At 61.4% G+C, this 25,493-nt stretch carries 24 protein-coding genes, 1 tRNA gene and 1 pseudogene; 11 read left to right on the forward strand and 15 right to left on the reverse strand.

Annotation, left to right across the window (positions count from 1 at the left end; translation table 11 throughout):
- Positions 1-24 precede the first annotated feature (24 nt).
- On the forward strand, positions 25-828 hold the full coding sequence (gene pssA, locus AC1PPK_RS14185; RefSeq protein WP_481113697.1) for a CDP-diacylglycerol--serine O-phosphatidyltransferase: 804 nt from the start codon (positions 25-27) through the stop codon (positions 826-828).
- Positions 829-947: 119 nt separating this feature from the next.
- The gene (locus AC1PPK_RS14190) at positions 948-2,480 is read left to right on the forward strand and encodes a 2-isopropylmalate synthase (RefSeq protein WP_481113698.1); all 1,533 of its coding nucleotides are present in this window, start codon (positions 948-950) and stop codon (positions 2,478-2,480) included.
- A gap of 23 nt (positions 2,481-2,503) precedes the next feature.
- Here the strand turns inward: AC1PPK_RS14190 and AC1PPK_RS14195 are convergent, their stop codons facing one another.
- Together AC1PPK_RS14195 and wrbA are read right to left on the reverse strand one after the other, a co-directional pair.
- Complete coding sequence (locus tag AC1PPK_RS14195; RefSeq protein ID WP_481113699.1) at positions 2,504-2,875, reverse strand: DUF2069 domain-containing protein; 372 nt, start codon at positions 2,873-2,875, stop codon at positions 2,504-2,506.
- Positions 2,872-3,468 (reverse strand): NAD(P)H:quinone oxidoreductase, encoded by a 597-nt coding sequence (gene wrbA, locus AC1PPK_RS14200; protein ID WP_481113700.1) that lies wholly within the window; start codon positions 3,466-3,468, stop codon positions 2,872-2,874. The genes AC1PPK_RS14195 and wrbA overlap by 4 nt, the downstream gene beginning before the upstream one ends.
- Positions 3,469-3,504: 36 nt before the next feature.
- Here wrbA and AC1PPK_RS14205 point away from each other — a divergent pair, with 36 nt between their 5' ends.
- Positions 3,505-4,740: a YihY family inner membrane protein gene (locus AC1PPK_RS14205; protein WP_481113701.1), complete on the forward strand. Its 1,236-nt coding sequence runs from the start codon at positions 3,505-3,507 to the stop codon at positions 4,738-4,740.
- Between the two features lie 72 nt (positions 4,741-4,812).
- On the opposite strand, the gene AC1PPK_RS14210 is transcribed toward AC1PPK_RS14205, so the two are convergent.
- Complete coding sequence (locus AC1PPK_RS14210) at positions 4,813-6,225, reverse strand: hypothetical protein (RefSeq protein WP_481113702.1); 1,413 nt, start codon at positions 6,223-6,225, stop codon at positions 4,813-4,815.
- A gap of 212 nt (positions 6,226-6,437) precedes the next feature.
- Here AC1PPK_RS14210 and rpsP point away from each other — a divergent pair, with 212 nt between their 5' ends.
- The 5 genes and pseudogenes from rpsP to AC1PPK_RS14235 all read left to right on the forward strand — a co-directional run bounded on the left by rpsP (position 6,438) and on the right by AC1PPK_RS14235 (position 9,306).
- On the forward strand, positions 6,438-6,689 hold the full coding sequence (gene rpsP, locus AC1PPK_RS14215) for a 30S ribosomal protein S16 (protein WP_481113703.1): 252 nt from the start codon (positions 6,438-6,440) through the stop codon (positions 6,687-6,689).
- A gap of 40 nt (positions 6,690-6,729) precedes the next feature.
- Entirely contained in the window at positions 6,730-7,236 is a 507-nt protein-coding gene (rimM, locus tag AC1PPK_RS14220) for a ribosome maturation factor RimM (protein WP_481118224.1), read from the forward strand.
- Positions 7,236-8,015 carry a tRNA (guanosine(37)-N1)-methyltransferase TrmD gene (gene trmD, locus AC1PPK_RS14225; RefSeq protein WP_481118225.1) on the forward strand — a complete coding sequence of 260 codons (780 nt, stop codon included), beginning with the start codon at positions 7,236-7,238 and terminating at the stop codon, positions 8,013-8,015. The genes rimM and trmD overlap by 1 nt, the downstream gene beginning before the upstream one ends.
- Positions 8,016-8,103: 88 nt before the next feature.
- Positions 8,104-8,499 (forward strand): 50S ribosomal protein L19, encoded by a 396-nt coding sequence (gene rplS / locus AC1PPK_RS14230; protein ID WP_481113704.1) that lies wholly within the window; start codon positions 8,104-8,106, stop codon positions 8,497-8,499.
- 111 nt (positions 8,500-8,610) lie between these two features.
- Positions 8,611-9,306, forward strand: a pseudogene (locus AC1PPK_RS14235) (IS110 family RNA-guided transposase).
- A 313-nt stretch (positions 9,307-9,619) separates the two neighbouring features.
- On the opposite strand, the gene folE2 reads toward AC1PPK_RS14235, so the two are convergent.
- From folE2 to AC1PPK_RS14255, 4 genes are all read right to left on the reverse strand, one after another.
- The gene (gene folE2, locus AC1PPK_RS14240) at positions 9,620-10,429 is read right to left on the reverse strand and encodes a GTP cyclohydrolase FolE2 (protein WP_481113705.1); all 810 of its coding nucleotides are present in this window, start codon (positions 10,427-10,429) and stop codon (positions 9,620-9,622) included.
- A gap of 83 nt (positions 10,430-10,512) precedes the next feature.
- Positions 10,513-12,402: a 1-deoxy-D-xylulose-5-phosphate synthase gene (gene dxs, locus AC1PPK_RS14245; RefSeq protein ID WP_481113706.1), complete on the reverse strand. Its 1,890-nt coding sequence runs from the start codon at positions 12,400-12,402 to the stop codon at positions 10,513-10,515.
- Between the two features lie 51 nt (positions 12,403-12,453).
- Positions 12,454-13,350 (reverse strand): polyprenyl synthetase family protein, encoded by an 897-nt coding sequence (locus tag AC1PPK_RS14250; RefSeq protein WP_481113707.1) that lies wholly within the window; start codon positions 13,348-13,350, stop codon positions 12,454-12,456.
- Positions 13,347-13,580: an exodeoxyribonuclease VII small subunit gene (locus AC1PPK_RS14255; protein WP_481113708.1), complete on the reverse strand. Its 234-nt coding sequence runs from the start codon at positions 13,578-13,580 to the stop codon at positions 13,347-13,349. Before AC1PPK_RS14255 ends, AC1PPK_RS14250 begins: the two co-directional genes overlap by 4 nt.
- 126 nt (positions 13,581-13,706) lie before the next feature.
- Here AC1PPK_RS14255 and AC1PPK_RS14260 point away from each other — a divergent pair, with 126 nt between their 5' ends.
- Positions 13,707-14,810, forward strand: a complete 1,104-nt coding sequence (locus AC1PPK_RS14260; RefSeq protein WP_481113709.1) for an aromatic ring-hydroxylating oxygenase subunit alpha — start codon at positions 13,707-13,709, stop codon at positions 14,808-14,810.
- 124 nt (positions 14,811-14,934) lie between these two features.
- On the opposite strand, the gene ispH is transcribed toward AC1PPK_RS14260, so the two are convergent.
- The 7 genes from ispH to queA all read right to left on the reverse strand — a co-directional run bounded on the left by ispH (position 14,935) and on the right by queA (position 22,813).
- Positions 14,935-15,879 (reverse strand): 4-hydroxy-3-methylbut-2-enyl diphosphate reductase, encoded by a 945-nt coding sequence (ispH, locus tag AC1PPK_RS14265; protein ID WP_481113710.1) that lies wholly within the window; start codon positions 15,877-15,879, stop codon positions 14,935-14,937.
- An 18-nt stretch (positions 15,880-15,897) separates the two neighbouring features.
- On the reverse strand, positions 15,898-16,329 hold the full coding sequence (locus AC1PPK_RS14270; protein ID WP_481113711.1) for an FKBP-type peptidyl-prolyl cis-trans isomerase: 432 nt from the start codon (positions 16,327-16,329) through the stop codon (positions 15,898-15,900).
- Positions 16,326-16,820 (reverse strand): signal peptidase II, encoded by a 495-nt coding sequence (gene lspA / locus AC1PPK_RS14275; protein WP_481113712.1) that lies wholly within the window; start codon positions 16,818-16,820, stop codon positions 16,326-16,328. Before lspA ends, AC1PPK_RS14270 begins: the two co-directional genes overlap by 4 nt.
- A gap of 27 nt (positions 16,821-16,847) precedes the next feature.
- Complete coding sequence (gene ileS, locus AC1PPK_RS14280) at positions 16,848-19,652, reverse strand: isoleucine--tRNA ligase (RefSeq protein WP_481113713.1); 2,805 nt, start codon at positions 19,650-19,652, stop codon at positions 16,848-16,850.
- A gap of 15 nt (positions 19,653-19,667) precedes the next feature.
- Positions 19,668-20,600, reverse strand: coding sequence for a bifunctional riboflavin kinase/FAD synthetase (locus AC1PPK_RS14285; RefSeq protein ID WP_481113714.1), 933 nt, complete (start codon positions 20,598-20,600; stop codon positions 19,668-19,670).
- A gap of 75 nt (positions 20,601-20,675) precedes the next feature.
- Positions 20,676-21,788, reverse strand: a complete 1,113-nt coding sequence (gene tgt, locus AC1PPK_RS14290; protein WP_481113715.1) for a tRNA guanosine(34) transglycosylase Tgt — start codon at positions 21,786-21,788, stop codon at positions 20,676-20,678.
- On the reverse strand, positions 21,785-22,813 hold the full coding sequence (gene queA / locus AC1PPK_RS14295) for a tRNA preQ1(34) S-adenosylmethionine ribosyltransferase-isomerase QueA (protein WP_481113716.1): 1,029 nt from the start codon (positions 22,811-22,813) through the stop codon (positions 21,785-21,787). Before queA ends, tgt begins: the two co-directional genes overlap by 4 nt.
- A 46-nt stretch (positions 22,814-22,859) precedes the next feature.
- Here queA and AC1PPK_RS14300 point away from each other — a divergent pair.
- Both AC1PPK_RS14300 and AC1PPK_RS14305 read left to right on the forward strand, forming a co-directional pair.
- Positions 22,860-22,944: transfer RNA gene (locus AC1PPK_RS14300), tRNA-Leu, on the forward strand.
- A gap of 641 nt (positions 22,945-23,585) precedes the next feature.
- The gene (locus tag AC1PPK_RS14305) at positions 23,586-24,539 is read left to right on the forward strand and encodes an alpha/beta hydrolase (RefSeq protein WP_481113717.1); all 954 of its coding nucleotides are present in this window, start codon (positions 23,586-23,588) and stop codon (positions 24,537-24,539) included.
- 1 nt (position 24,540) lies between these two features.
- Here AC1PPK_RS14305 and AC1PPK_RS14310 read toward each other — a convergent pair whose 3' ends face one another.
- On the reverse strand, positions 24,541-25,434 hold the full coding sequence (locus tag AC1PPK_RS14310) for an adenylate/guanylate cyclase domain-containing protein (protein ID WP_481113718.1): 894 nt from the start codon (positions 25,432-25,434) through the stop codon (positions 24,541-24,543).
- Between the last annotated feature and the right edge of the window lie 59 nt (positions 25,435-25,493).

The raw sequence follows: 25,493 nt of genomic DNA on the forward strand, positions 1-25,493 counted from the left end.
TCGACTCCACATATCGTCCCCTCCATGGCCGATCTGCAATCTCATAAGCCTCTGCTCAACCCCGAACGGCGCCGCAGGGGGATCTACATTCTTCCCAACCTTTTCACGACTGCTGCACTCTTTGCCGGTTTCTATGCCATCGTGCAGGCGATGAACGGACTGTTCGAGCAGGCGGCTGTGGCCATCTTCATCGCGATGGTGCTCGACGGGCTCGATGGTCGGGTGGCGCGCCTGACCCGGACCCAGAGCGCTTTCGGCGCCGAGTACGATTCACTGTCTGACATGGTGTCCTTCGGAGCTGCACCAGCGCTGATCGTGTACGAATGGGCGCTGAAGGGCATGGGCAAGCTCGGCTGGATGGCGGCCTTCATCTATTGTGCGGGTGCAGCCTTGCGGCTGGCGCGTTTCAACACCAACATCGACGTCATCGACAAACGCTATTTCCAGGGGCTGCCCAGTCCGGCGGCGGCGGCACTGGTGAGTGGCCTGGTGTGGGTAATGCTCGACAACGGCATCTCCGGGCCGGATGTGCGCTGGTATGCCTGCGTGCTGACGATCTTTGCCGGTATCTCGATGGTCAGCAACGTGCTGTTCTACAGCGGTAAGGAGATCAACCTGCGCCGTAGCGTGCCCTTCATCGTCATCATCGCGTTTGTGCTGGGCTTTCTGTTGGTGTCCAGCTATCCGCCGGGGGTCCTTTTCGGCCTGTTCCTGTGCTACGCCGTTTCCGGCTATGTGACGAGTGCCTGGGCCTGGATCAAGGGGGCGCGCCGTAGCGCCGCGAAGTCGTCCGGTGAGAGCGCTCCCGCCGAGAACGCGGATTCCTGAATCGTGCCGCTGCGGCCTTGGCTGAGCGTCAAGGCCGGGCAGGTGTGTTTGCCTGTTGTGGTACGGAACGGTACCTGAGCCGTTCGATCAAAACATCAATAATCTTGCAGGAGCCAATCATGAACGACCAGTTGATCATTTTCGACACCACCTTGCGTGACGGGGAGCAGAGCCCGGGGGCTTCGATGACGCGGGACGAAAAGCTGCGCATTGCTCGGCAATTGGAGCGGATGAAGGTCAATGTGATCGAGGCTGGCTTCGCGGCGGCGTCCAACGGCGACTTCGAGGCTGTCCACGCAGTGGCGGAGGCGATAAAGGATTCAACCGTCTGTTCTCTGGCTCGCGCCAACGAAAATGACATCCGGCGGGCAGGCGAGGCCATCCGCCCGGCGGCTTCCGGGCGCATCCACACTTTCATTGCGACCAGCCCGATCCACATGGAGAAAAAGCTGCGCATGAGCCCCGACCAGGTGGTCGAGCAGGCGGTGCGGGCAATCGGCTGGGCGCGGGAATACACCGGCGACATCGAGTTTTCCGCCGAGGACGCGGGCCGTTCCGAGATCGATTTCCTGTGCCGCATTTTCGAGGCAGTCATCAATGCCGGCGCCACGACTATCAATGTGCCGGATACTGTCGGCTATAACGTGCCGGAGCAATTCGCGGAAACGATCCGTACGCTGATCGAGCGTGTGCCGAATTCCGACAAGGTTGTGTGGTCGGTGCATTGTCATAACGATCTGGGCTTGGCGGTGGCCAATTCGCTGGCGGCGGTACGTGCCGGTGCGCGCCAGGTTGAGTGCACCGTCAATGGCCTTGGCGAACGGGCCGGTAACGCGTCGCTAGAAGAGATTGTGATGGCGGTGCGCACGCGCAAGGACGTCTTCCAGTGCGATACGCGCATCGACACGACGCAGATTGTGCCGGCCTCCAAGTTGGTGTCGGGCATCACCGGCTTTCCGGTGCAGCCGAACAAGGCGATTGTTGGTGCAAATGCCTTTGCGCATGAGTCCGGCATCCATCAGGATGGGGTGCTCAAGCACCGCGAGACCTACGAGATCATGCGTGCCGAGGATGTGGGCTGGACCACCAACAAGCTGGTGATGGGTAAGCACTCAGGGCGCAATGCGTTCCGTTCGAGGCTCATCGAGTTGGGTGTCGAGATCAAGTCTGAAGAGCAGCTGAATCACGCCTTTGCGCGCTTCAAGGAGCTGGCGGACAAGAAGCACGAGATCTTCGACGAGGATCTGCAGGCATTGATGAGCGATGAGAGCTCGGAGCCGCAGGAGCATTTCCGCCTTGTGGCGTCGTCCTTCCACTCCGAGACCGGTGAGACGCCCAATGCGCGCCTGACTCTGTCCGTCGGTGGTAAGGAGGCCAAGGTCGAGTCCAATGGTTCGGGGCCGGTGGATGCGGCGTTCAAGGCCATTGAGGCTGTTGCAGAGAGTGGCGCCCAACTGCTCCTGTACTCGGTGAATGCGATCACCACTGGCACCGACGCCCAGGGCGAGGTGACTGTCCGCCTCTCCAAGGAGGATCGGGTTGTCAACGGGCAGGGGGCGGACACCGACATCATCGTCGCGTCCGCCAAGGCCTACCTTAATGCGCTCAACAAACTGCACTCAAGGCTGGAGCGTCTGAATCCCCAGGTCTGATGCACGTTTGTACGTTGTATGGTTCAGGGCTCGCTATCGGTGGCGGCCCTGGTCAGTCGTGACGGAGCCGTGTTGCGGGCGTAAAGCACCACCGCGCTGAAGAAGACCACGCTCAGCACGGCTTCAATGAGCGCGAGCGTGCTGCCAGGGGGGGCATCGTTGGTGCGGACGACACCTTCGGTCAGGTAGAGCAGGATCATCATCGAACTCCACTGATAGGTGTAGCGTTTGCCGCGCAGAATGCCGAACAGCGCCAGCATCAGTGGGAGGACTTTCAGGGTCATCCACGAGCCGCCGGGGCGTAGCGGGGCCAGAATGGCTTCCCAGGCCAGGCATAGGGCGATCAGGAGCAGCAGCGTGATGCTGGCGACGAGGGAAAGGGTCTTGGGTGTCATGGGAGCGAGAGCTTTCTGGCGGTTTCGGCAAGTCGCCGGCCAAGAGCGGTGGCGAGGCGTTTTTCCTCTTCGGTGATCAGGGTGTTGTCCTCCTTGCCGGCCCAGTGGGTGGCACCGTAAGGGGAGCCGCCACTGCGTGTGCGGGTCAGGTCGGGCTCGGAAAACGGCAGGCCGACGATCAGCATTCCATGGTGCAGCAACGGTGTCATCATCGACAGCAGCGTGCTTTCCTGGCCACCGTGCTGGCTCGCTGATGATGTGAATACGCAAGCCGGTTTGCCCGCCAGGGCGCCGGACAACCAAGGGCCGGCGGTACCGTCCAGGAAGTACTTGACCGGCGCCGCCATGTTGCCGAAGCGGGTAGGGCTGCCGAGTGCCAGGCCGACGCACTCCTCGAGGTCGCGGATGTCTGCGTACGGGGCGCCCCGGTCGGGAATGCCGTCTTCGACCGCCTCGCAGACCGCGGACACCCGTGGAACCGTGCGCAGGCGGGCGGCCATGCCCGGAACGGATTCGATGCCGCGGGCGATCAGTTCGGCCAGTGCCCGTACCGAGCCCCGATGGCTGTAATAAAGGATAAGAACTTCTTGCATGGTAGAGCCTGCAAAACGGAAGCGCATTATACGTAAATGAACCCGAGCCCTGATTTCCCTCGTTCGCATCAACGCCTGGCGGTGGCGCATCTGGTGTCAGCCGTGCTGCGGCGATTTCGTGACGGGCGATGCGCGCAGGTAGCGGGCAGTTTGGCCTTTACCACGCTGTTGTCGCTGGTGCCGATGGTGACCCTGGTTGTGGTGGTCTTTAGCAAGTTGCCCCAGTCGGCCCGTTTTGGCGACACCCTGCGCGGCTTTCTCCTCGATAATCTTCTGCCTGACAAGGCTGGCAAGGTGATTGCCACCTATGCGCTGCAGTTCAGCGAGAAGGCGGCCAATCTGACCGTTGTGGGTGCTCTGGTGCTGGTCGCCACGACCTTGATGTTGATGAAGACTATCGATCAGGTCATAAACCAGATCTGGATGGTCAACAGCCGTCGCCCGTGGGCCACACGTCTGGCGGCCTACTGGGCAACGCTTTCTCTCGGCCCTCTGCTGCTGGCCGGCTGCGTGTTCGTAGCGAGCGCAATACTCAGCATGTCCCTTGATATCATGAACGAGCCAGCGTGGCTCGAAGGGCTTGGGTTGCGCGTGATTGCGGTGGCGGTTTTGAGTGGAATCTTCGGCACCATTTACTTGGTGGTGCCGCATTGCAGCGTACGTGTCCGGGATGCGATGTTCGCGGGTTTATGCGCGGCAACGGGGTTCATGGTTATGCAACGCCTGTTTGGTTTGTATCTGGTGCATTTCCCGAGTTACACGCTGGTTTACGGCGCATTTGCGGTGGTGCCGATCTTTCTACTGTGGCTTTATCTGTCGTGGATTGTGATTCTGCTTGGGGCGGTCATCGCCGCGGTTCTGCCTGAGCGGAAGCTGGCACATGCGCTACTGCCGGCTTTTCCGGGGCGGAGTTTGTTTGTGGCGATGCTGGCGCTGAGGGAGTTGGTCGTTGCTCAGCGTGAAGGTGGTTCTAGGACGATGGTGCAACTCGCCGAGTTGGCCGCGGTGGGGCATGACGACATGAGAGGTACGCTGGAGGTTCTTGAGTCGGCGGGTATTGCTGCACGCCTTGACGGAGGAGGGTGGTTGCTGGTCAAGGCTGCGGATGCGGTGCTTTTATCGGAGGTCGGAAGGCTGTTCGGCTGGGGGAGACTGCCGGACTCGTGGCGCATGCGGGAAGGCTCTGCGGCGGAGGTGTGCGAGCGCTGGGACGAGATGCTTCTAGCCTTCGGGCGCGCGACGGCCCAGCCCATTGCATCCCTGCATTCCTGATGTCTTTTTAGAGAGGATAAGGGTCAATTTCGTATTGGAACAGTTCGATGGAGGATGTCTGCATGTCGAGGCTCAGTAGCCGCCCTTGAGCCACATAGAGTCGATTGGTGTCTGATACCAGCATGAAGCGCCGCGCAGAATAAGTTCCGGCGGGGGCCAGTATGGCTTGTTGGCGCCCCAGTGCGGCAATGGGGGGAGGACTAGCGCAGGACGCATGGGGCGCCTTTGGGTTCCGCTGCGGAAACCGACTGTTACGGGCTTGGCGGTATTGGCTATGACCTGTAGCCCAAGTTCAATCTGCTCGGGGGTTTCCGTACGGATCCAGCGCACAACGCACAGGGTCCAAGGGTCGTCCTCGTTACGGCGGAGCGCCAGTGCCATGCCGGCTGCGAGTTCCGACGCCGTTCCGGTGACCTGCATGATTGCATAGCCTGTCGGACTCTCGTTGACGACCATCCATTCCGACGTGTGCGGCTCTTGCCGCGCCGCGTCGGTCTCGCGGAGCATCTTCCAGATTCCCTCTAGGCCAGTGCAGACCCGAACGGCATACTGGTTCCGGCGTCGGGAGTGTTCCCGGCATGGCGGCGTGGCCCAGTATTCCCTTACTCTGCGTAACAGGGTCGCGGCTTCTGTCGTGGGAAGCCCCGCGGGAAGTCCGTTGAGATCGGGAGGGCTGGCCTCCAGAGCTTCTATCCATGCGGTCGCCTTGCGAGCGAGCTCTTCCGCAGAAAAGTAGATTAGCCCCTCGACCGGAGGCGGTGGGCGCCGGTTGTCCGAAATCGGAGGGGTATCCTGATCCGGATCGATCCAGAACCAGCCTAGGTCATCCTCGCCAGGTGGCGTGTAGCTGATGTTTGTGTCGCCGGCGACAGAACTCAGCAGCGCAGCCAGCCAGCAAGTCTCGGCACCTGTGAGGCCTTCAGGTTGGGTTGCCGAGAATGTTAGAAGGAACTTGTAGGCAGCCTCCGCGTCGGCGCTGTTGTTGCCGTTGCCGGTCGTCTGGCATCCCAGAAAAAGGGTGTGTGCCCGCAGCCAGAAGCCGTAGGGGGCGCTATTACCAGCCAGGTGGGCAACGGTAAACTGTTCGCCGAGAATCTCGAGCCCCTTGGCGCAAATGGCTTGTGGCGATTGGTGGATGTTCTTGGCGGTTCGGTGGCGTATGTCGTTCAGGCTGTCTTCATACCCCGTGGCGAGCTTGCCTAAGGCTGATACTAGACGCGTTGCCGAGCGATGGAAGCTGGTGTTCAGAGGTAGGGCGGTCGACGCTAGCTTCTCCCGGAACATCCGGCTGATCTGCATGCCTCGCGCCTGTAGTAGGTCCATGCAACGCTGCAATTGCCCCTTGCCGACTTCGGGGCGGGTCAGATCCTCGATGTGGCGTACGAAGGCCGCCAACTCAAGCTCTGCGTCCGGAGAAAGCTCGACAGCGAGCCAGTCGAGGACGGGAGCGGTGCGGTCTGAAAGGGGGGAGTCGGCGGCGCTCATTGCCTGTTGTGTGTTTTGGCCAAGTGCATATTGTAAATAACTTCCCTGCAAACAGGTGCTGATATGGCCTCGCGCTAGCCTGATAGGGCCGCAGGAGGGATTCGGCGGATACTCCTGGGGCGGGTCGGAATTTAGTCGCCTGTTTTCTTGCGGTTTCCTTCGCTGTGATTTAACATCTAACGTTTTTCCATTCCATCGGATCAAGCACAGTCATGGTTGTCATTCGTCTCGCCCGTAGCGGCTCCAAGAAGCGTCCTTTCTACAACATCGTTGCCGCCGATTCCCGCAATCGTCGCGATGGCCGTTTCATCGAGCGCATCGGCTACTACAACCCGGTTGCTTCCGGCAGTGCCGTCGGTCTCGTCGTGAACGCCGAGCGTCTGGCTCACTGGCAAGGTAACGGCGCTCAGCTGTCCGAGACCGTCTCCCGTCTGGTCAAGCAAGCCTCCAAGGTTGCAGCCTGAGTTGGCTGAGCAGCATCCTGGTCTTCCGGCTGCCGTGCAGATGATCGTGCTGGGGCGGATCATCGCCCCGTTTGGCGTGGGAGGCTGGGTAAAGGTTCATCCTTTCGGGGATGATCCTTTGTCATGGAAAAAAATGCCGCAATGGTGGATCGGTTCCGATCCTGAAGGCGACAACTGGACCCCGTACACGCTGAAGGGCTGCAAGGCCCACGGCAAGGCGGGCGGTCTGGTGGTCGCTTTTGGAGAGGTCCCGGACCGCGATTCGGCTGAAGCCATTGACGGTTTGTATATCGCCGTACCGCGGGAAGCGTTGCCGAAGCCTGGCAGAGATGAATACTACTGGGCTGATTTGATTGGCCTGGAAGTATTCAACGCGTCTGAAGTGCGCCTGGGTATCGTGAAGGGGTTGCTGTCTACCGGAGCTCATGATGTGCTTCAGGTGCAGGATGGCGATCTTGAACGACTGATCCCCTTCGTCGCCAGTTACGTGACTGAAGTGGATGCGGAAGGGCGCCGTATCCGAGTGGATTGGGAGGCGGACTGGTGATGGTGTTCGGCGGCCGCAAGGCCTACGACGTCGTAAGCCTGTTTCCTCAGATGTTTTCCGCGTTGTCGGAGTTCGGCATTACAGGGCGTGCGCGGGAGCGCGGGCTTTACGAGCTGAATTGCTGGAATCCACGGGATTTCGCTGACGATCGCTACCGCACTGTGGACGACCGCCCCTATGGCGGTGGCCCCGGGATGGTGATGCTGCCGGGGCCTCTGGAGAAGTCCATCAGGGCTGCTCAGGCGCGTCAGGTGGAGAGTGCGGGCGTCGCGGGGCGGGTAATCTACCTGTCTCCGCAGGGACGTCCGCTGGATCACCAGCGTGTGTTGGAGCTGGTTGCCGAACCCGCGCTCGTGCTGCTCTGTGGTCGCTACGAAGGGGTCGATCAGCGTTTGATCGATCGCTGCGTGGATGAAGAGATTTCGTTGGGTGACTTTGTCCTTTCGGGGGGGGAGTTACCGGCAATGGTTTTGCTCGATTCGATGATCAGGCAATTGCCGGGGGCATTGAACGATCAAGACTCCGCCATCGAGGATTCGTTCGTCGATGGTTTGCTTGATTGCCCGCACTACACGCGGCCGGTCGAATATGAGGGGGTGTCCGTGCCCGGTGTCCTCATGTCCGGCAACCACGCCGAGATTCGGCGCTGGCGCTTGCAGCAGTCATTGGGGCGCACGGAGTTGCGCCGACCGGATTTGCTGAGTGATCGCAAGTTGAGCAAGGAAGAGATTCGTTTGCTGGATGCATTCCGGCAGGCTGAAGGGAAGCTGGAGGGTTGATTTCCGGCTTCCATAACAAAGCCGTGTATCAGGTGGCGACCTGCTCTGCACGAAAGGCCACTGGCCCATATTTTTTCAGGAGTTACGCATGAACCTCATTCAGCAGCTCGAACAGGAAGAAATCACCCGCCTGACCCAAGGCAAGACGATTCCGGAATTCGCTCCCGGCGACACCGTTATCGTGCAGGTCAAGGTTAAGGAAGGTAACCGTGAGCGTCTGCAGGCTTACGAAGGCGTCGTGATCGCCAAGCGCAATCGCGGCCTCAACTCCGCCTTCATTGTTCGCAAGATCTCTTCCGGCGAAGGCGTGGAGCGTACGTTCCAGACCTACTCCCCGCTGGTTGCCAGCATCGAAGTGAAGCGTCGTGGTGATGTGCGTCGCGCCAAGCTGTACTACCTGCGCAGCCGCTCAGGCAAGTCTGCCCGTATCAAGGAAAAGCTGGACTACAAGTCCTTCGCTGCCAAGGCTGCCGCCAAGGCCTAAGTTTCCGCGGTACAAAAAAACGGAACCCTCGGGTTCCGTAATGAGATGGTCAGCCCGATCCCTACCCAGCGGACTACGCTGAGTAGGGATTTTGCTTTTTTGGAGGCCATCATGACTGCCGTGACGTTGATCGGAATCGACCTGGGCAAACACAGCTTCCACCTGCGCGCGCAGGATGCGGTGGGTCGAATGGTGTTTCGCAAGAAACTCACGCGTAGCCAACTGTTCGCCCAACTAGCGAATGTCCCGTCCTGCACGGTGGTGATGGAGGTCTGTGCGGGCGCCCACTGGGGCGCGCGCCAGTGGGTATCCTTGGGGCACACCGCCCGGCTGATCTCCCCGCACTTCAAGTACCTGGACGAGCAGATTGCCGAAGTAGAACGGGAGCTCGCTCAGTAATTGAAGGAAGGACGAATCCAGCCAGCGTCTGCTGGAGATTCCGGGGATCGGCCCGATCACCGCCAGCGCATGGGCGATGCGCATCAGTTCGGCAGCAGCCGGCAGTTCGCTGCTTCCTTGGGGCTCATGCCATGCCAGCACAGCACGGGAGGCAAGCCGACGCTGCTGGGCATCAGCAAGCGCGGTGACAAGAACCTCCGACACCTGCTGGTGCAATGCGCCCGCGTACTCATGTAGCGCATCGATAAACGCGAAGACGCCTTGGGTCGGTGGGTACGTGACCTGCTCACCCGGCGCCACTCGAACGTGGTGGCTTGTGCGCTGGTCAATAAATTGGCGACGATCGCCTGGGCTATCCTCGCCAAAGGGACGCATTACCAGTCCGGCACAGCGGTGCAGGCCGCCTGACGGATGAAGGCTGATTTACCTGAAGTAGCCCATCTGGTTTTGCGGCGGTAGAACGTATGATGACCTGAACGGCTCAACGGCTTGGCAAGGAACCTGACAAAAAACCAGCGGACAACGCTGGCACCGTTTTGAGGTTTGCCGGGCGCGGCTCTCATCATGGGGGTGGGCAGACGATCGCCGACCACGACCCCGGATAGATTTAAGCAAGCCAACTATAGGTCACGTGCATCTACCTTGCAAAAATCGGGCTGACCATAGATTTTTTCGCCCCTTGCTGTCGCTTGTGGGCGTGTATCTGCTGCGAGCCTTTCGTTCAGGAGCGCTTGTTCCGTTCGATCAGTGCGTAGGCCGAATGGTTGTGGATCGACTCGAAGTTCTCGGATTCGACGATGTAGGCGTCGATGCGGCCTTCCCTGTTGAGGGCGCCGGCAACGTCCCGCACCATGTCCTCGACGAACTTGGGGTTGTCGTAGGCGCGCTCGGTGACGAACTTTTCGTCGGGGCGCTTGAGCAGCCCGTAGAGTTCGCAGGAAGCCTGCTCTTCGACGAGCTGGACCAGTTCCTCGATCCACAGGTGGTTGTTGGTGGTGGCGGTCACTGTGACGTGGGAGCGCTGGTTGTGGGCGCCATACTCGGAAATCTTCTTGGAGCAGGGGCACAGGCTAGTCACGGGGACAACAACCTTCATCGTGAACTCGTAATTGCCCCCCTCACTGATTTCTCCGATGAAGGTGACTTCATAGTCCATCAGGCTTTGCACGCCCGAGACGGGGGCGGCCTTGTTGACGAAATAGGGGAAGGTCATTTCCACGTGGCCAGTTTCGGCCTCGAGCTTCCGGACCATCTCGCGCAGCATCGGCTCGAAGGATTCGACGGAGATTTCCCTTTCGTGGCTGTTGAGGATCTCCACGAAGCGGGACATGTGCGTCCCCTTGAAATTGTGGGGCAGGCCCACGTACATGTTGAACATCGCGATGGTGTGCTGGATGCCGCCGCTCTTCTTGTCCTGAACCTTGATGGGGTGGCGGATCGCCTTGATGCCAACCTTGTTGATGGCCAGTTGGCGTGAGTCGGCGGAGTTTTGTACGTCGGGGATGGGGGTTGGGGCTTCGCGGGTGGTCATGACTGTTCTCGGTAAGTCTCGTTGGGGAATGGGGGTCTGGCGCCCCTCAATGGATTTGATCCTATCATTCCCGACAAAAGCGCTCAACTATTCGGCAGGCCGCTATCTTCTATGCTCTTGAGGATGCCTGCTGCGTCTAGGCCGACCTCGGCCATGAGCTGCAGCTGGTCGCCGTGGTCAATGAAGCGGTCAGGGAGGCCCAGTTGTAGCACCTGGATGGCTTTGCCCGCCTCTTTTAGGACACGGATCACTTCCGATCCGGCGCCGCCGATGGCGGCGTTTTCCTCAAGAGTGACAAGGATGTCGTGGCTGTCGGCCAACTCGAGGATCAGTTCGCGGTCGATGGGCTTTACGAAGCGCATGTTGGCCACGGTGGCGTCGAGAGTGTCGGCGACCTGCAGCGCGGTGCCGAGCAGGCTACCGAAGGCAAGCAGGGCGTAGCGGGTGCCGCTTCGACGGATCTCGCCCTTGCCAATGGGGAGGGCGTGCATGAGCCTGGTCGGCTGGATTCCCAGGCCGCTGCCGCGTGGGTAGCGGACGGCGGTTGGGCCGTCGTGCTGGTAGGCGGTATAAAGCATTTGCCGGCATTCGTTTTCGTCTGCCGGACAGAAGATGGTCAGGTTGGGGATGCAGGCGAGGTAGGAAATATCGAACGCGCCGTGGTGGGTTGCGCCGTCGGCACCGACCAGTCCGGCACGGTCGATAGCCAGCATGACCGGCAGGTTCTGCAGGGCGATGTCGTGGATCAGCTGATCGTAGGCGCGCTGCAGGAAGGTCGAGTAGATGGCCACTACGGGCTTGAAGCCCTCGCAGGCCAGGCCTGCCCCGAAAGTCAGAGCGTGTTGCTCGGCGATCCCGACGTCGTAATAACGATCCGGGTATTCATTGGCGAAACGCACCATGCCTGACCCTTCGCGCATGGCGGGGGTGATTGCCACGAGGCGCTTGTCGATGGCTGCCATATCGCAGAGCCAGTCGCCGAAAACCTGTGTGTAAGTGAGCTTGCCGCTGCTCTTCCCCGTTGTGATGCCGGCGGCGTGGTCGAACTTGGAGACGCCGTGGTAGAGGATCGGGTCGGCTTCTGCGAGCTTGTATCCTTGCCCCTTGCGGGTGATGACGTGGAGGAATTGGGGCCCCTTGAGGGTGCGCAGGTTTTGCAGCGTCGGCAGCAGGGCTTCGAGGTCGTGGCCATCGATGGGGCCGATGTAATTGAAGCCGAACTCTTCGAACATCGTGCCGGGCATCACCATGCCCTTCACGTGCTCTTCGGTACGTTTTGCGAACTCGAAAACCGGTGGCGGCAGGTTTTCGAGGAATCGTTTGCCAATGGTTCGCGCGCCGTTGTAAAGGCGGCCAGAGAGCAGGCGGGACAAGTGCTTGTTGAGCGCGCCGACAGGCGGCGAAATTGACATCTCGTTGTCGTTGAGGATGACCAGCAGATTGGTGTCACTGATGTCGCCGGCGTTGTTCAGCGCTTCGAAAGCCATGCCGGCCGACATCGCGCCGTCGCCGATGACTGCAATGGCGCGTCGGTCTTCGCCGCGCAGGCGGGCTGCTTCGGCCATGCCGAGGGCTGCGGAGATCGAAGTTGACGAATGGGCGGTGCCGAAGGTGTCGTACGGACTTTCGCAGCGGCGCGGAAAGCCTGAGATGCCCTGATATTGGCGCAGACCTGCCATGGCTTCGCGACGCCCCGTCAGAACCTTGTGGGCGTAGGTTTGGTGGCCGACGTCCCAGACGATGCGATCGTCGGGCGTGTTGAACACGTAGTGCAGCGCGATGGTCAGCTCCACGGTGCCAAGATTCGACGACAGGTGGCCGCCGGTGCGGGAGACCGAGTCGATCAGAAAGTTGCGCAGCTCGTCGGCCAGCTTGGGGAGCTCACCGGGGTCGAGCTGGCGCAGGTCCGCGGGAGAAGTGATGCTGTCCAACAGGCTGGCGCGAGGTTTGGCGGGCTGCGTTGTGAGGGGCATTCCGGGATACCGGGTCGTTAATGGGTGTTCTTTGTTGTCGATCTGCTGGCCTCAGAACTGGCGACGGACGATGAAGCGCGTCAGTTCCGACAGGCGCTGGGCGTCGGTGCCGAAGGCGGCGAGGCGGTCCAGGGCGCTCTGGCACATTTCTTCGGCCAGTTCGCGGGCGCGGCTGACGCCGAGCAGGCTGACGTAGGTGGGTTTGTCGTTGGCGGCATCCTTGCCGGCTGTTTTGCCGAGGGTGGCGGTGTCTGCTTCGGCGTCGAGGATGTCGTCCACGATCTGGAAGAGGAGCCCGATTATCTTGCCGACATGGTCGAGCGTGGCCATGGCTTCTTCCCTCAGCAGACGGCCGCATTGGGCGCCAAGGGCAATCGATGCGCGGATGAGGGCGCCGGTCTTGTGAATGTGCATGAACTCCAGTTCGGCTAGGCTTAGCTCCATTCCGACGGATGCCAGGTCGATGGCCTGGCCGCCCGCCATTCCCCGGGAGCCGGAGGCGACGGCGAGCTGGCGGATCATGCCGATCTGTTGGATCGGGTCATCGCAAATGGCGGCATCTGCAATGTGCTGAAAAGCCAGCGTCTGCAGCGCATCGCCGACCAATAAGGCGGTAGCCTCGTCGTATTCCACATGGGCGGTCGGTTTGCCGCGGCGCAATGCGTCGTCGTCCATGCAGGGCATGTCGTCATGTACCAGCGAGTACGCATGGATCAGTTCCAGTGCACAGGCCACCCTGTCGAGGCGGCCCGTATCTGCCTGCGCGAGTTGGCCGGCTGCGTGGACGAGCAACGGACGAACGCGCTTGCCGCCACCAAGGACAGCATAGCGCATTGCCTGATGCAGGCGCTCGGGGGCGATGTCGGCTGCTGGCAGTGCGTGATCGAGGGCGATCTCGGTCCGCTGCTGGATGTCGCCCATCCACTGGCTGAAACTGCGGGTGCTCATGACTGGGGCTGCTCCGGGTTGGTTGCACCGCTTTCCATGGTGCGAATGCTCTGCTCCGCCCTGTTCAATACGTCCTGGCAGTGCCGGAGGAGGGTTGTGCCGCGCTCGTAGGCTGCGAGTGATTGCTCAAGGGAGAGCGCCCCGTTTTCCATTTCCTGAACAATGGATTCGAGTTCGGAAATGGTCGATTCGAAACTGTTGGGCGTCTTGGCGGAGGCAGATTTGACCATGGGCGGCCGGCTAGGCAGGAGCAAACCGTAAAAATAGCCTATGGCCGGGCTACAGGTCAAACGCGTAATACTATATAATATCGTGCTTTACGTTTCGGGCTTTCGCTTTGAATCAGGGGGTTCGGGATGTCTGACATCGCTTCTCAGGCACAGCTTTCTCCGGCGGTTTCCCAATTGCCGGTCTCGTGGTATTTCGACGAAAAGGTCTTCGAGTTGGAGAAGCGTCTCCTCTTCGATGCTGGGCCCGGCTATGTCGGCCACGAGTTGATGGTGCCGGAAGTCAATCAATACCGGTCGCTTGAATGGCTCGACCATTCGAGCCTGCTAATCAATCGGGAAGACGGCTTTTACCAGATGTCCAACGTCTGCCGTCATCGTCAGGCGATCATGTTGCAGGGCTCCGGTGTCGCCGACAGAAATATTGTTTGCCCGATCCATCGCTGGACCTACAACCCGGAAGGTCTGCTGATTGGGGCGCCGCACTTTCCTGAAAACCCTTGCCTCAACCTGCAGCGCCAGAAGCTCGATAACTGGCATGGACTGCTGTTCAAGGGGCCACGTGCGGCGTCGGCGGATCTCGCCGGCATGCAGGTAGCCAGCGAACTCGACTTTGCCGGCTACAAGCTCGACAAGGTCGAGATTCACGAGTGCAACTACAACTGGAAGACTTTCATCGAGGTTTACCTCGAGGATTATCACGTCGAGCCCTACCACCCAGGGCTCGGCCAGTTCGTGACTTGCGACGATCTTACCTGGCAGTTCGGTGAATGGTATTCCGTGCAGCGTGTCGGTATCACGTCGTTGAAGAAGCCCGGTTCGCCCACGTATAAGCGCTGGCATGAGGCTGTGCTCAACTACCATGGCGGCGAAATGCCCAAGCACGGTGCGATCTGGCTGACCTATTTCCCCAACATCATGGTTGAGTGGTATCCCCATGTGCTGGTGGTGAGCACGTTGATTCCGACAGATGTGAACAGGACCACCAATGTGGTCGAATTCTACTATCCGGAAGAGATCCTCGAATTTGAACGCGATTTCGTTGAGGCCGAGCAGGCTGCCTACATGGAGACTGCCATCGAGGACGACGATATCGGCGAGCGCATGGACCGCGGCCGCCTTGCTCTGCTGAAAGCGGGGCGTAGCGAGGTTGGCCCCTATCAGTCGCCTTATGAGGACGGGATGCAGCACTTCCACGAGTTCTACCGGCGGATCATGCAGCCGCACTTTTGAGCCGAGTTGGCGGCTGCGGAGTGTTGATGTGCGCCGTAGCTCTTCCGTTACTCTGAAATAATAACAAAGCCTCCGAGTGTCGTCGGGGGCTTTGTTATTGGGGGGCTTGTCCCGGCGGAGCTCCTCAAGCTTCTTGTTGGCCGGTGTGGCCCTGGAGTTCCTTCGGCAGCGGGAAGGTCACTTTCTCCGGCACGCCTTCGAGCTGACGAACGGAGGCGGCGCCCAGTTCCTTGAGGCGGGCGATTACAGAGTTGACCAGCACCTCCGGTGCTGAAGCGCCGGCGGTTACGCCGACGCGCAGTTTTCCGGCGATCCACGCAGGGTCGATGGCTGCTGCGTTATCAACGAGATAGGCTGGAACATTCAGCAGTTCGGCTACCTCGCGCAGGCGGTTGGAGTTGGAACTGTTCGGTGATCCGACTACCAGCACCAGATCCGACTGCGGTGCCATGAATTTCACGGCATCCTGGCGGTTTTGCGTGGCATAGCAGATGTCGTCCTTCTTGGGGCCGACAATGCTCGGGAAGCGGGCTCTCAGGGCGGCCACGATGGCGCCGGCATCATCCACGGACAGCGTGGTCTGCGTGACGTAGGCCAGCATGTCGGGTTTGGTGACCTGAAGGTTCGCCACATCTTCGACAGACTCCACCAGATAGATGCCGTCGCGGACCTGACCCATCGTGCCTTCCACCTCCGGGTGCCCTTTGTGGCCGATCATGATCAGTTCACGCCCCTGGTCGCGCATGCGGGCGACTTCCAGGTGCACCTTGGTGACGAGCGGGCAGGTGGCGTCGAAAACGCGCAGTCCGCGGGCTTCGGCTTCAGTGCGCACGGCTTGGGATACACCGTGGGCGCTGAATATCACCGTATTGCCGGCGGGTACGTCGGCGAGTTCTTCGATGAACACCGCGCCCTTGGCGCGCAAGCCTTCCACCACGAAACGGTTATGGACGACCTCATGGCGCACATAGATGGGGGCGCCAAACTGGGCAAGGGCGCGTTCGACGATCTCGATGGCGCGTTCGACTCCGGCGCAGAAGCCGCGGGGGGTGGCGAGCAGTACTTCCATCGGATACCTCGGTAATGTTCAGTTGATGCCGATCACTTCGACCTCGAAGCGGATCGACTTGCCGGCCAGTGGGTGGTTGAAGTCGATCACCGCATGGGTGTCGAGGACTTCGCGGATCAGGCCTGGGTAGCGGGTGCCGTCGGGTGCGGTGAATTCCATGATGACCATCGGCGCCACTTCGGCATCGGCGGGAAAGTCCTCCAGGCGGACCTTCTCGATCAGATCTTCACGGTGCGCGCCAAAGGCGTTTTCCGGCTCGAGCAGGAAGGTGTGGTGCTCGCCGACGGTGATCCCGGCCAGGCAGCGCTCCAATGCCGGTGCGATGTCGCCGTGGCCCAGCTGCATGGTAGCCGGCTTGGATTCGAAGGTGCTGATGAGGGGCTGCCCGTTATCGAGGGAGATCCGGTAGTGGAGGGTCAGCAGGCTGTCGGGCTGGACGATCTGGGTCATGAGAGCTTCTCTTGGGCGGGGGCGTGGCGATGTTCGCGCAACTGCGCAACGATCATCAGGATCACGCCCACGGTAATGGCGGAGTCCGCCACGTTGAAGGCCGGCCAGCCGTAGCGGCCGATATGGAAATACAGGAAGTTAACCACCGCGCCAAAGACGAAGCGGTCGATCACATTGCCGATGGCGCCACCGATGATCAGCGAGAACGCCAGCGGCTGCAGCAGCTCGTGCTGGTGGCGCGCCAGAAGGCGCAACAGCCAGCCACAGATGGCGGCTGCCAGGGCTACGAAGAACCAGCGTTGCCAACCGGCTTGGTCGGCCAGGAAGCTGAAGGCAGCCCCCGGGTTGAAGGCGAGTACCAGATCGAAGAAGTCGGTGATGCGGATGACTTCGCCGTTGCGCAGGGCGCCGCGGACGAGATGCTTGGTCCACTGGTCGGCCAGCACGATGATGGCCGCGAGGCCGATCCAGTTGCCGAGGCGTAATTTCAAGGGCGGGCTCCTGCTGTTTTACAAGATTCAGGCGGCCGAGCGGGGTTCGCCGGTGCCGAACAGGTTGGACGTGCAGCGGCCACAAAGTTCCGGATGTTCCGCATCGTGACCCACGTCTTCCCTGTAGTGCCAGCAGCGCTCGCACTTCTTGTGCTCGGACGGGGTGACGAGGATGCTCTCATCGGCTTCGTTGTCGACCCGGATCAGCGTCGTCTTAGAGCAGATCAGCACGAAGCGCAGATCGTCGGCGAGGCTGGCCAGGGTGTCGTACTTGGCGCCGGTTGCGCGAATTTCCACCTCGGCCTGTAGCGATGAGCCGACCTTGCCTTCGGTGCGGACCGATTCGATGACCTTCAGCACATCGGCACGGGCGGCGCGGATCGCGTTCCAGCGCTCCAGTAGCGCCTCTTCGGTGTTCTGGGCGGGTAGCTGGTGGAAGGTGTGCAGCATCACGCTGTCCTCCGCATCCTGGCTCAGTAATTGCCAGATTTCTTCGGCGGTGAAGGACAGGATCGGCGCCATCAGCTTCACGACGGCCTGCAGGACGTGCCACAGGGCGCTCTGGGCGGAGCGGCGGGCCAGGGAGTCGGGCTTGGTGGTGTAGAGGCGGTCCTTCAGGATGTCCAGCCAGAAACCGCCGAGATCCTCGGAACAGAAGGTCTGGAGCGCCTGGACCACACGGTGGAACTCGTAGCGATCGTAGTCTGCCTGGGCCTGGGCCTGCAGCTGGCGGGTGAAGGCCAAGGCATAGCGGTCGATCTCGAACCATTGCTCCACCGGCAGCATGTCCGTGCCGGCATTGAAGTCGACGATGTTGGCCATGAGGAAGCGCAAGGTGTTGCGGATGCGCCGGTACGATTCGACGACGCGGGCCAGGATCTCCTTCGACATGGCCAACTCACCGGAGTAGTCGGTGGCGGCGACCCACAGGCGCAGGATCTCGGCACCCATCTTGTCGGTGACTTCCTGGGGCAGGATGGTGTTGCCCAGGGACTTGCTCATCTTGCGGCCTTGCTGGTCCACGGTGAAGCCGTGGGTGAGCAGGGCCTTGTAGGGTGGGTGGCCGTCGATGGCGGCACCGGTGAGTAGGGAGGAATGGAACCAGCCGCGGTGCTGGTCCGAGCCTTCCAGGTAAAGGTCGGCACGGGGGCCAGTGGCGTGGCCATCGTTGTGGGAGCCGCGCAGCACGTGCCAGTGGGTCGTGCCGGAATCGAACCAGACATCCAGGGTGTCGCTGATCTTGTCGTACTGGGCGGCTTCGGTGCCGAGCAGCTCCGTGGCGTCCAGCTTAAACCAGGCCTCGATGCCTTCCTTCTCGACGCGCAGGGCAACCTGTTCCATCAACTCAACGGTACGAGGATGCAGTTCGCCGGTCTCCTTGTGCAGGAAGAAGGGGATGGGCACGCCCCAGTTGCGCTGACGGGAGATGCACCAGTCGGGCCGGTTGGCGATCATGGACTGCAGGCGGGGTTTGCCCCAGGCCGGATAGAAGGCGGTGGCCTCGACACCGGCCAGGGCCCTCTCGCGCAAGGACTTGCCGTCTGTGGGCAGGCGGTCCATGCCGACGAACCACTGGGCAGTAGCCCGGTAGATGACCGGGGTCTTGTGGCGCCAGCAGTGCATGTAGCTGTGCATGACGCTGCCGTGGGAGAGCAGGTTGCCGACTTCCGTGAGTTTGTCGCAGATGGCCTGGTTGGCCTTCCAGATCGACATGCCACCAAAGAAGGGCAGGTCATCCACGTAAACGCCGTCGCCCTTGACGATGGAGATGATCTCGTCGTTGCCACGACCGTAGGTGCGCCAGGCGTTGAAGTCATCCACGCCGTGGGCTGGCGCGCAGTGCACGATGCCGGTGCCGGCATCGAGGCCCACGTAGTCGGCCAGATAGACGGGGGCGACGCGATCGTAGAGGGGGTGGCGGAACTGCAGACCTTCCAGGGCCTTGCCCTGGGCGGTAGCCAGGATGCTGCCTTCGCGGCCCTGGCGCTTGAGGCTTTCCTCCACCAGATCCTTGGCGAGGACCAGCAGGCGGTCGCCCACGTCGACAAGGGCGTATTCGTGCTCGGGATGAATGTTGAGGGCCTGGTTGGCGGGGATGGTCCACGGGGTGGTGGTCCAGATCACTGCATAGGCGGTCTTGGGCAGGCTGGCAAGACCGAAGGCTGCGGCCAGCTTGGGGGCGTCGGCTTCACTGATCGGGAAGGCCACGTCGACGGTCGGCGATTTCTTGTCGGCGTACTCGACTTCGGCTTCGGCCAGGGCAGAACCACAGTCGAAGCACCAATTCACCGGTTTCAGGCCCTTGAACACATAGTTCTTCTTGACCATCTCGGCCAGGGCACGGATCTCGCCAGCCTCGTTGGCGAAGTTCATGGTCAGGTAGGGATTGTCCCAGTCGCCCAGCACACCCAGACGGATGAATTCCTTCTTCTGTACTTCCACCTGTTCGGCGGCGTAGGCGCGGCATAGTTCGCGGACCTTGTCGGCGGGCAGGTTCTTGCCGTGGGTGACTTCGATCTTGTGTTCGATCGGCAGACCGTGGCAGTCCCAGCCTGGCACGTAGGGTGCATCGAAGCCGGCCAGGGTCTTGGAGCGGACGATGATGTCCTTGAGGATCTTGTTCAGCGCATGACCCAGGTGCAGGTTGCCGTTGGCGTACGGGGGGCCGTCGTGGAGCACGAACTTGGGCCGGCCGGCCGATGCCTTGCGGATCTTCTGGTAGAGCTTGTGCTGCTGCCAGTCGGCGATCCAGGCGGGTTCGCGCTTGGCAAGGTCGCCGCGCATCGGGAAGGGCGTGTCGGGCAGATTCAGGGTCTTGCGATTGTCGGACATGGTCAGTGCGTGAATTCAGAGGGGATTCTGGACGAAGTAGGTGCGGGCCTCGTCGGCGTCGCGGGCGATCTGGGCGGTGAGGGCTTCGAGGCTGTCGTAACGCTCCTCATCCCGTTGCTTGCGCAGGAAATTGACCCGCAGATGGGCGTCGTAGCAGTCGGCGCTCCAGTCGAAAAGATTCACTTCGAGGGTCGCGCGGCCGGCATCGTTGATGGTGGGGCGCACGCCGATACTCGCCACGCCGGGCCAGGGCTTGTCGGCCAGGCCGTCGACGCTGACGGTGTAGATACCCATCAGCGGCGGGCTGCGGTGCTTGAGTTGGATGTTGGCGGTCGGAAAGCCGATCGTGCGACCGATCTTGTCGCCGTGCATGACGCGACCGCTGATGCTGTAAGGGCGGCCGAGCAGGCGGGCAGCGTGGGGCATGTCGCCATCGGAAAGTGCAGCGCGGATTGCCGAGCTGGAAACGCGCTCACCTTCGTGAACCAGCGTGTGCATGGCTTCGACGGTGAAGCCTGCTGTCTGGCCGGCGTGATGCAGCATCGCAAAGTCGCCCTTGCGGCCTTTGCCGAAGCGGAAGTCGTCGCCGATCATCAGATCGCGCACGCCGAGCCCGCGGATCAGGATGTCCTCGATGAACTGCTCGGCAGTGAGCGATGCGAAACGGGCATTGAAGCGGCCGATGTAGAGGCGATCCACGCCTTGTGCCGCGAGGAGCTGGATCTTTTCGCGCAGGGACGTGAGTCGGCGCGGCCGGTTCTCGTGGGCGAAATACTCGCGCGGATGGGGCTCGAAGGTGAGCACCGACGCGGGCAGGCCGGTGGCTCGCGCCTTTGCGGTGAGTTTCGCCAGCAACGCCTGGTGGCCGCGGTGCACGCCATCGAAGTTGCCGATGGTGAGCACGCAGCCGTGTTCGGTGCGTTCGGGAATTCCGCGGAAAACCTGCATGGAGGGATGCTAGTAAAAGGCGCGATTATAGCGGCAAGGGCCGGGCGGGCGAAGCATCCCCGGCTTACAGGCCGCTTACTCTCCCTGGCCGGCTCGTTCCCGGTGGAAGCGGGCGACGTAATTGCTCAGTGTGCCGCTGGCAATCGCATCGCGCAGGTCACGCATCAGTTGCTGGTAGTAGTGCAGGTTGTGGATGGTGGCCAGCCGCGCGCCGAGAATCTCGTTGAGGCGGTTGAGGTGGTGCAGGTAGCCGCGGGAGAAGTTGCGACAGGTATAGCAGTCGCAGGTTTCGTCCAGCGGGCGGGTGTCAGACTTGTGGCGCGCGTTGCGGATCTTGATGTCGCCGTGGCGGGTGAACAGCCAGCCGTTGCGCGCGTTGCGGGTGGGCATCACGCAGTCGAACATGTCGATGCCAGCCTGCACCGCGAAGACGATGTCTTCCGGCGTGCCGACGCCCATCAGATAACGGGGCTTGTGCTGGGGCAGGCGCGGTGCGGTGTGGTGCAGGATGCGCTGCATGTCGTCCTTGGGCTCCCCGACCGACAGGCCGCCGATCGCGTAGCCGTGGAAGCCGATTTCCTCCAGGCCGGCGAGGGATTCGTCACGCAGGTTTTCGTACATGCCGCCCTGGACGATGCCGAACAGCGCGTTGTTGTTCTCGAGCCGGATGAACTCGTCCTTGGAGCGCTGCGCCCAGCGCAGCGACATGCGCATGGAGTCGGCGGCCTCGCTGACGGTGGCTGGGTAGGGCGTGCATTCGTCGAAGATCATCACCACGTCGGAATTGAGCACCTTCTGGATGCGCATCGACTCCTCGGGGGTGAGGAAGAGTTTGTCGCCATTCACCGGCGAGCTGAAGCGCACGCCTTCTTCGCTGATCTTGCGCAGCGCGCCAAGGGAGAACACCTGGAAGCCGCCAGAGTCCGTGAGGATCGGGCCGTCCCATGCCATGAACTGGTGCAGGCCGCCGAAGGCCTCCATCACCTCCAGGCCGGGGCGCAGCCACAGGTGGAAGGTGTTGCCAAGGCAAATCTGAGCGCCGATGTCGCGCAGGTCCTGCGGTGAGATGCCCTTGACGGAGCCATAGGTGCCGACTGGCATGAAGGCCGGGGTGTCCACGGTGCCGTGGTTGAGAGTCAGGCGGCCACGGCGGGCGGCGCCGTCGGTGGCGAGAAGTTCGTATTTCATTGGGAATTCCTGGTCAGGAACATGGCGTCGCCGTAGCTGAAGAAGCGGTAGCGCTGCTCGATTGCGTGGGCGTAGGCACGGCGGATGGTGTCCATGCCGGCAAGAGCGGACACGAGCATCAGCAGCGTGGATTTGGGTAGGTGGAAATTGGTGATGAGAGCGTCTGCGACGTGGAATTCGTAGCCGGGCAGGATGAAGAGGTCGCTTTCCGCCTGTCCCGCCTGCAGCGTGCCGCTGCGCGCGGCCGATTCGAGGGCACGCATGCTGGTGGTGCCCACGCACACCACGCGCTTGCCGGCTACCTTGGTGGCAGCGATGGCGTCCACCGTGGCCTCGGGGATGACGTAGGCTTCGGTGTGCATCTTGTGCTCGGACAAGTCATGGACACGCACTGGTTGGAACGTGCCTGCGCCGACGTTGAGGGTGACGTAGGCACTGTTTACGCCGTGCTCGGCGAGGCGGGCAAGGAGCGGCTCGTCGAAGTGCAGGCCAGCGGTCGGCGCGGCGACCGAGCCCGGATTGCGGGCATAGACCGTCTGATAGCGGGATTCGTCGGCATTGCCGGCAGCTCGCTCGATGTACGGCGGCAGCGGCAGGCGGCCGTGGTGTTCAAGCAGTTCGACCAGGTCTTCGGTGGCGGGGAAGCGCAGGTGGAAGAACTCGCCGGCACGACCCAGCACCTCGACCTCCAGCGCATCTTCCAGGTGCAAGCGGGTGCCGGGCTTGGGCGACTTGCTGGCGCGTATCTGGGCGAGGGCTTCATGGGCGCCGAGAGGGCGCTCGATCATGACCTCCACCTGGCCGCCAGTATCTTTGGTGCCGAAAAGGCGGGCATGCAGCACTCGGGTGTCGTTGAAGACCAGCAGGTCGCCGGGCACCAGTAGGCTGGGCAGATCGGAAAAGTGCAGGTCGCCCAGCGTCGTCGCGACCTGGAGCAGGCGGCTGTCGGTGCGGCGTTCGAGGGGGGCTTGGGCGATGAGCTCCGGGGGGAGCAGGTAGTCGAAATCGTCGAGGGTTAAAGCCATGGGTTGATACGGGTAACAGTTTCGTAGATAATGCGCCGCTTCCCGTGCCGGGATGGCGGAATCGGTAAACGCAGCGGATTCAAAATCCGCCGCCGCAAGGTGTGGGGGTTCGAGTCCCCCTCCCGGCACCAGCAGTACTCTAGCAAGTCCCCCGCTTTTAGTCTATTTCCTTTGTTAATCAACGGCTTATCGATCGATGGTCGAAGATTTACGGGCAGCCTCTCCTCCCTTTGATGTGCTTGGTTGGCGGGCGTCAGTCAACGATTTCTTCTTTTGCTTGGTCTCATCTTTGCTCACCTCCAGGCTTTAGGCCGGTTTGGCTAGTTGAGGCGTATCCATCGTATGGCCGACATTGCCTCACAAACTCGGAGAGTGGGGATGAGGGTTCTGGCTTTGGGCGGCAGCACGACCGGCGTGTCGTGTGCATACTCTTGGGGCAAGTCGGGCATGCTGGCTAGGGCGGTCAAGTGGTTGCTGATGGAGTATCGCCCCTTGTGTTGCGGCTGTGGCTCTGGCTGCTCAAGCTCCTCAAGGGCAAGGGCGCTGGCATCAGGTCGGGTTCGTGACAAGTGGGATGGTGGGTTTGAGCGCTATGTTCGGCGTGAAGTCGGGTAGAATTTATCTCAAAGTGCAAGTCTTTGATTGGTTTGTCTTTGTTCTATCCGATGCGTGTCCGTAACGAAAGTTGCGGCTCGAATTTACCGAGTGAAGCGTTCGTGGCCCCTTGGCGGGGCGGTTCAGCTTTGCAGCTTTTTGCCCCGTGCAGATTCCCATGGCCCTCGATCCCCAAGCCAAAGCCTTACTCGACATGGTCTACCGTGTCGGCGCGCCGCGCTTTCATGAGCTGGATGTGCATCAGGCTCGTCATTCCTTTGAAAAACTGCAGTTTGCGTTGAGGCCTGAGGCGCCAGCGGTGGCCTCGATCACCGATGTGCCCATCCCGCGCGCCCATATTCGTGATGGAGTGATCATGGCGCGCCTGTATCGCCCCCTTCATGCGAAGGCGGATGAGAACCTTCCGTTGGTTTTCTATTTCCATGGCGGCGGCTGGTGCGTCGGCAATATTCCGAGTTACGACGTGCTCTGCCGAGAGCTGGCGAATTACAGCGAATGCGCCGTGCTCTCGGTGGATTACCGGTTGGCGCCAGAGTACCCGTTCCCCGGTGCAGTGGAGGACGCCCATCGGGCTGTGGTCTGGGTATTGGCAAATGGCGGGATGCTCGGTATCGATCCGACTCGTTTCGCTCTTGCGGGGGATAGTGCGGGCGGTACGCTGAGTGCCGTCACCGCGCTGCAGTTGCGTAATGAAGAAGGGCCGCGGGCGGCACTGCAGTTGTTGATTTATCCGTGTACCGACATTCTCAGCCAGCGCCCTTCCCGTCGGACCTACGCTAGTGGCTATTTCCTGGATACGGAGAGTCTGGCATGGTTTTTCGAGAAATACCTGCCGTCCGATTCCGATTGGGGCGATTGGCGTGCGTCACCGCTGCTTGCATCGCGCTTCGATGACCTTCCTCCTGCAACTTTCATCGCGGCGGGGTGCGACCCTCTCACCGATGATGTGCGTGCTTACGCCGATGCTTTGCGTCAGGCTGGGGGCGTAGTGAGCTTCCATGAGTTCGAAGGTATGGTCCACGGCTTTTTCACGCTCGGGAAGTTCTTCCCGCAGGCCGGGGAGGCTGTTCAGTTGGCCAGCAGAGCTTTGGCGGAGGCGTTCCGCGTCTGATCTACATGCAGACGAAGCTGATCAACTGAGGGCAGCTGGAGCAGCTGCGGCCCGGTGAGAAATGACCGCGGCCGCGCAGTACGACCTCTTCGCGGGATAGCTGAAACTCCCGTTCGCCTTCGATCAGCACGAAGGTGCCGTTGCTGCTCCGGTCGATCAGCACAAATTTGTCGCCACGCAGTTCGATTTCCGCATGACGCCGGGACGATTGGCTGTCACTGATCACGATGTCGGCGGCTGGGTCGCGGCCGATCCTGACGCTTGGACGTGCCGAATTCAGCACAAGGGAGCTGTTGCCGAAGTACAGGTGAAGCTCAGGCTCGGTTTCCAGCAGAAAATGGTCGGATTGCACGATGGTAAGCTCGCCGACCGCCTCGCACATCAGCTCACATAACTCAACCGGGCGGCTCACGCCGCGGATGACCCGGGGAGGCAGGGGGTGCAGCACGGAGCGCCACTCGGGTCCCAGGCGCCGGGCTGTCTCCGCCGAGATGATTGCCTTGCCGGGGGAGGCCAGTTCGGCGAGGCGGGCTGCAAAATTGACCGTATCCCCGAACACATCTGTCCCGCTGACCACGACTGCACCAAACTGGAAGCCGATACGAACAGCAAGCCGCTGCTCCGGTAGGGAGGGAAGTTCCTTGATGCTCAGGTGGATGGCCAGTGTGGCGTCGGCGGCGCTGTCCGCGTCACGGAAAACGGCCATCAGGCCGTCGCCGGTGTGCTTTACCACTCGGCCGCCTTTGGTCTCGACCGAAATACGCATTGCGCGGATGCTGCGGTCGACCACCTCAAAGGCTGACTTGTCACCGACGCGCTGATACAGCTGCGTGCTGCCGACAAGGTCGGCAAACAGGACAGCGCATTCTTGGGCGGGCGGTGTGGGGTCCGGCATCTGGGCGTGACTGGCTTAGGAGGCGTGATTCTAGCGGAGTCCGTGACATTTTCCGCATG

This window comes from Zoogloea sp. JDB1 (assembly GCF_056724025.1).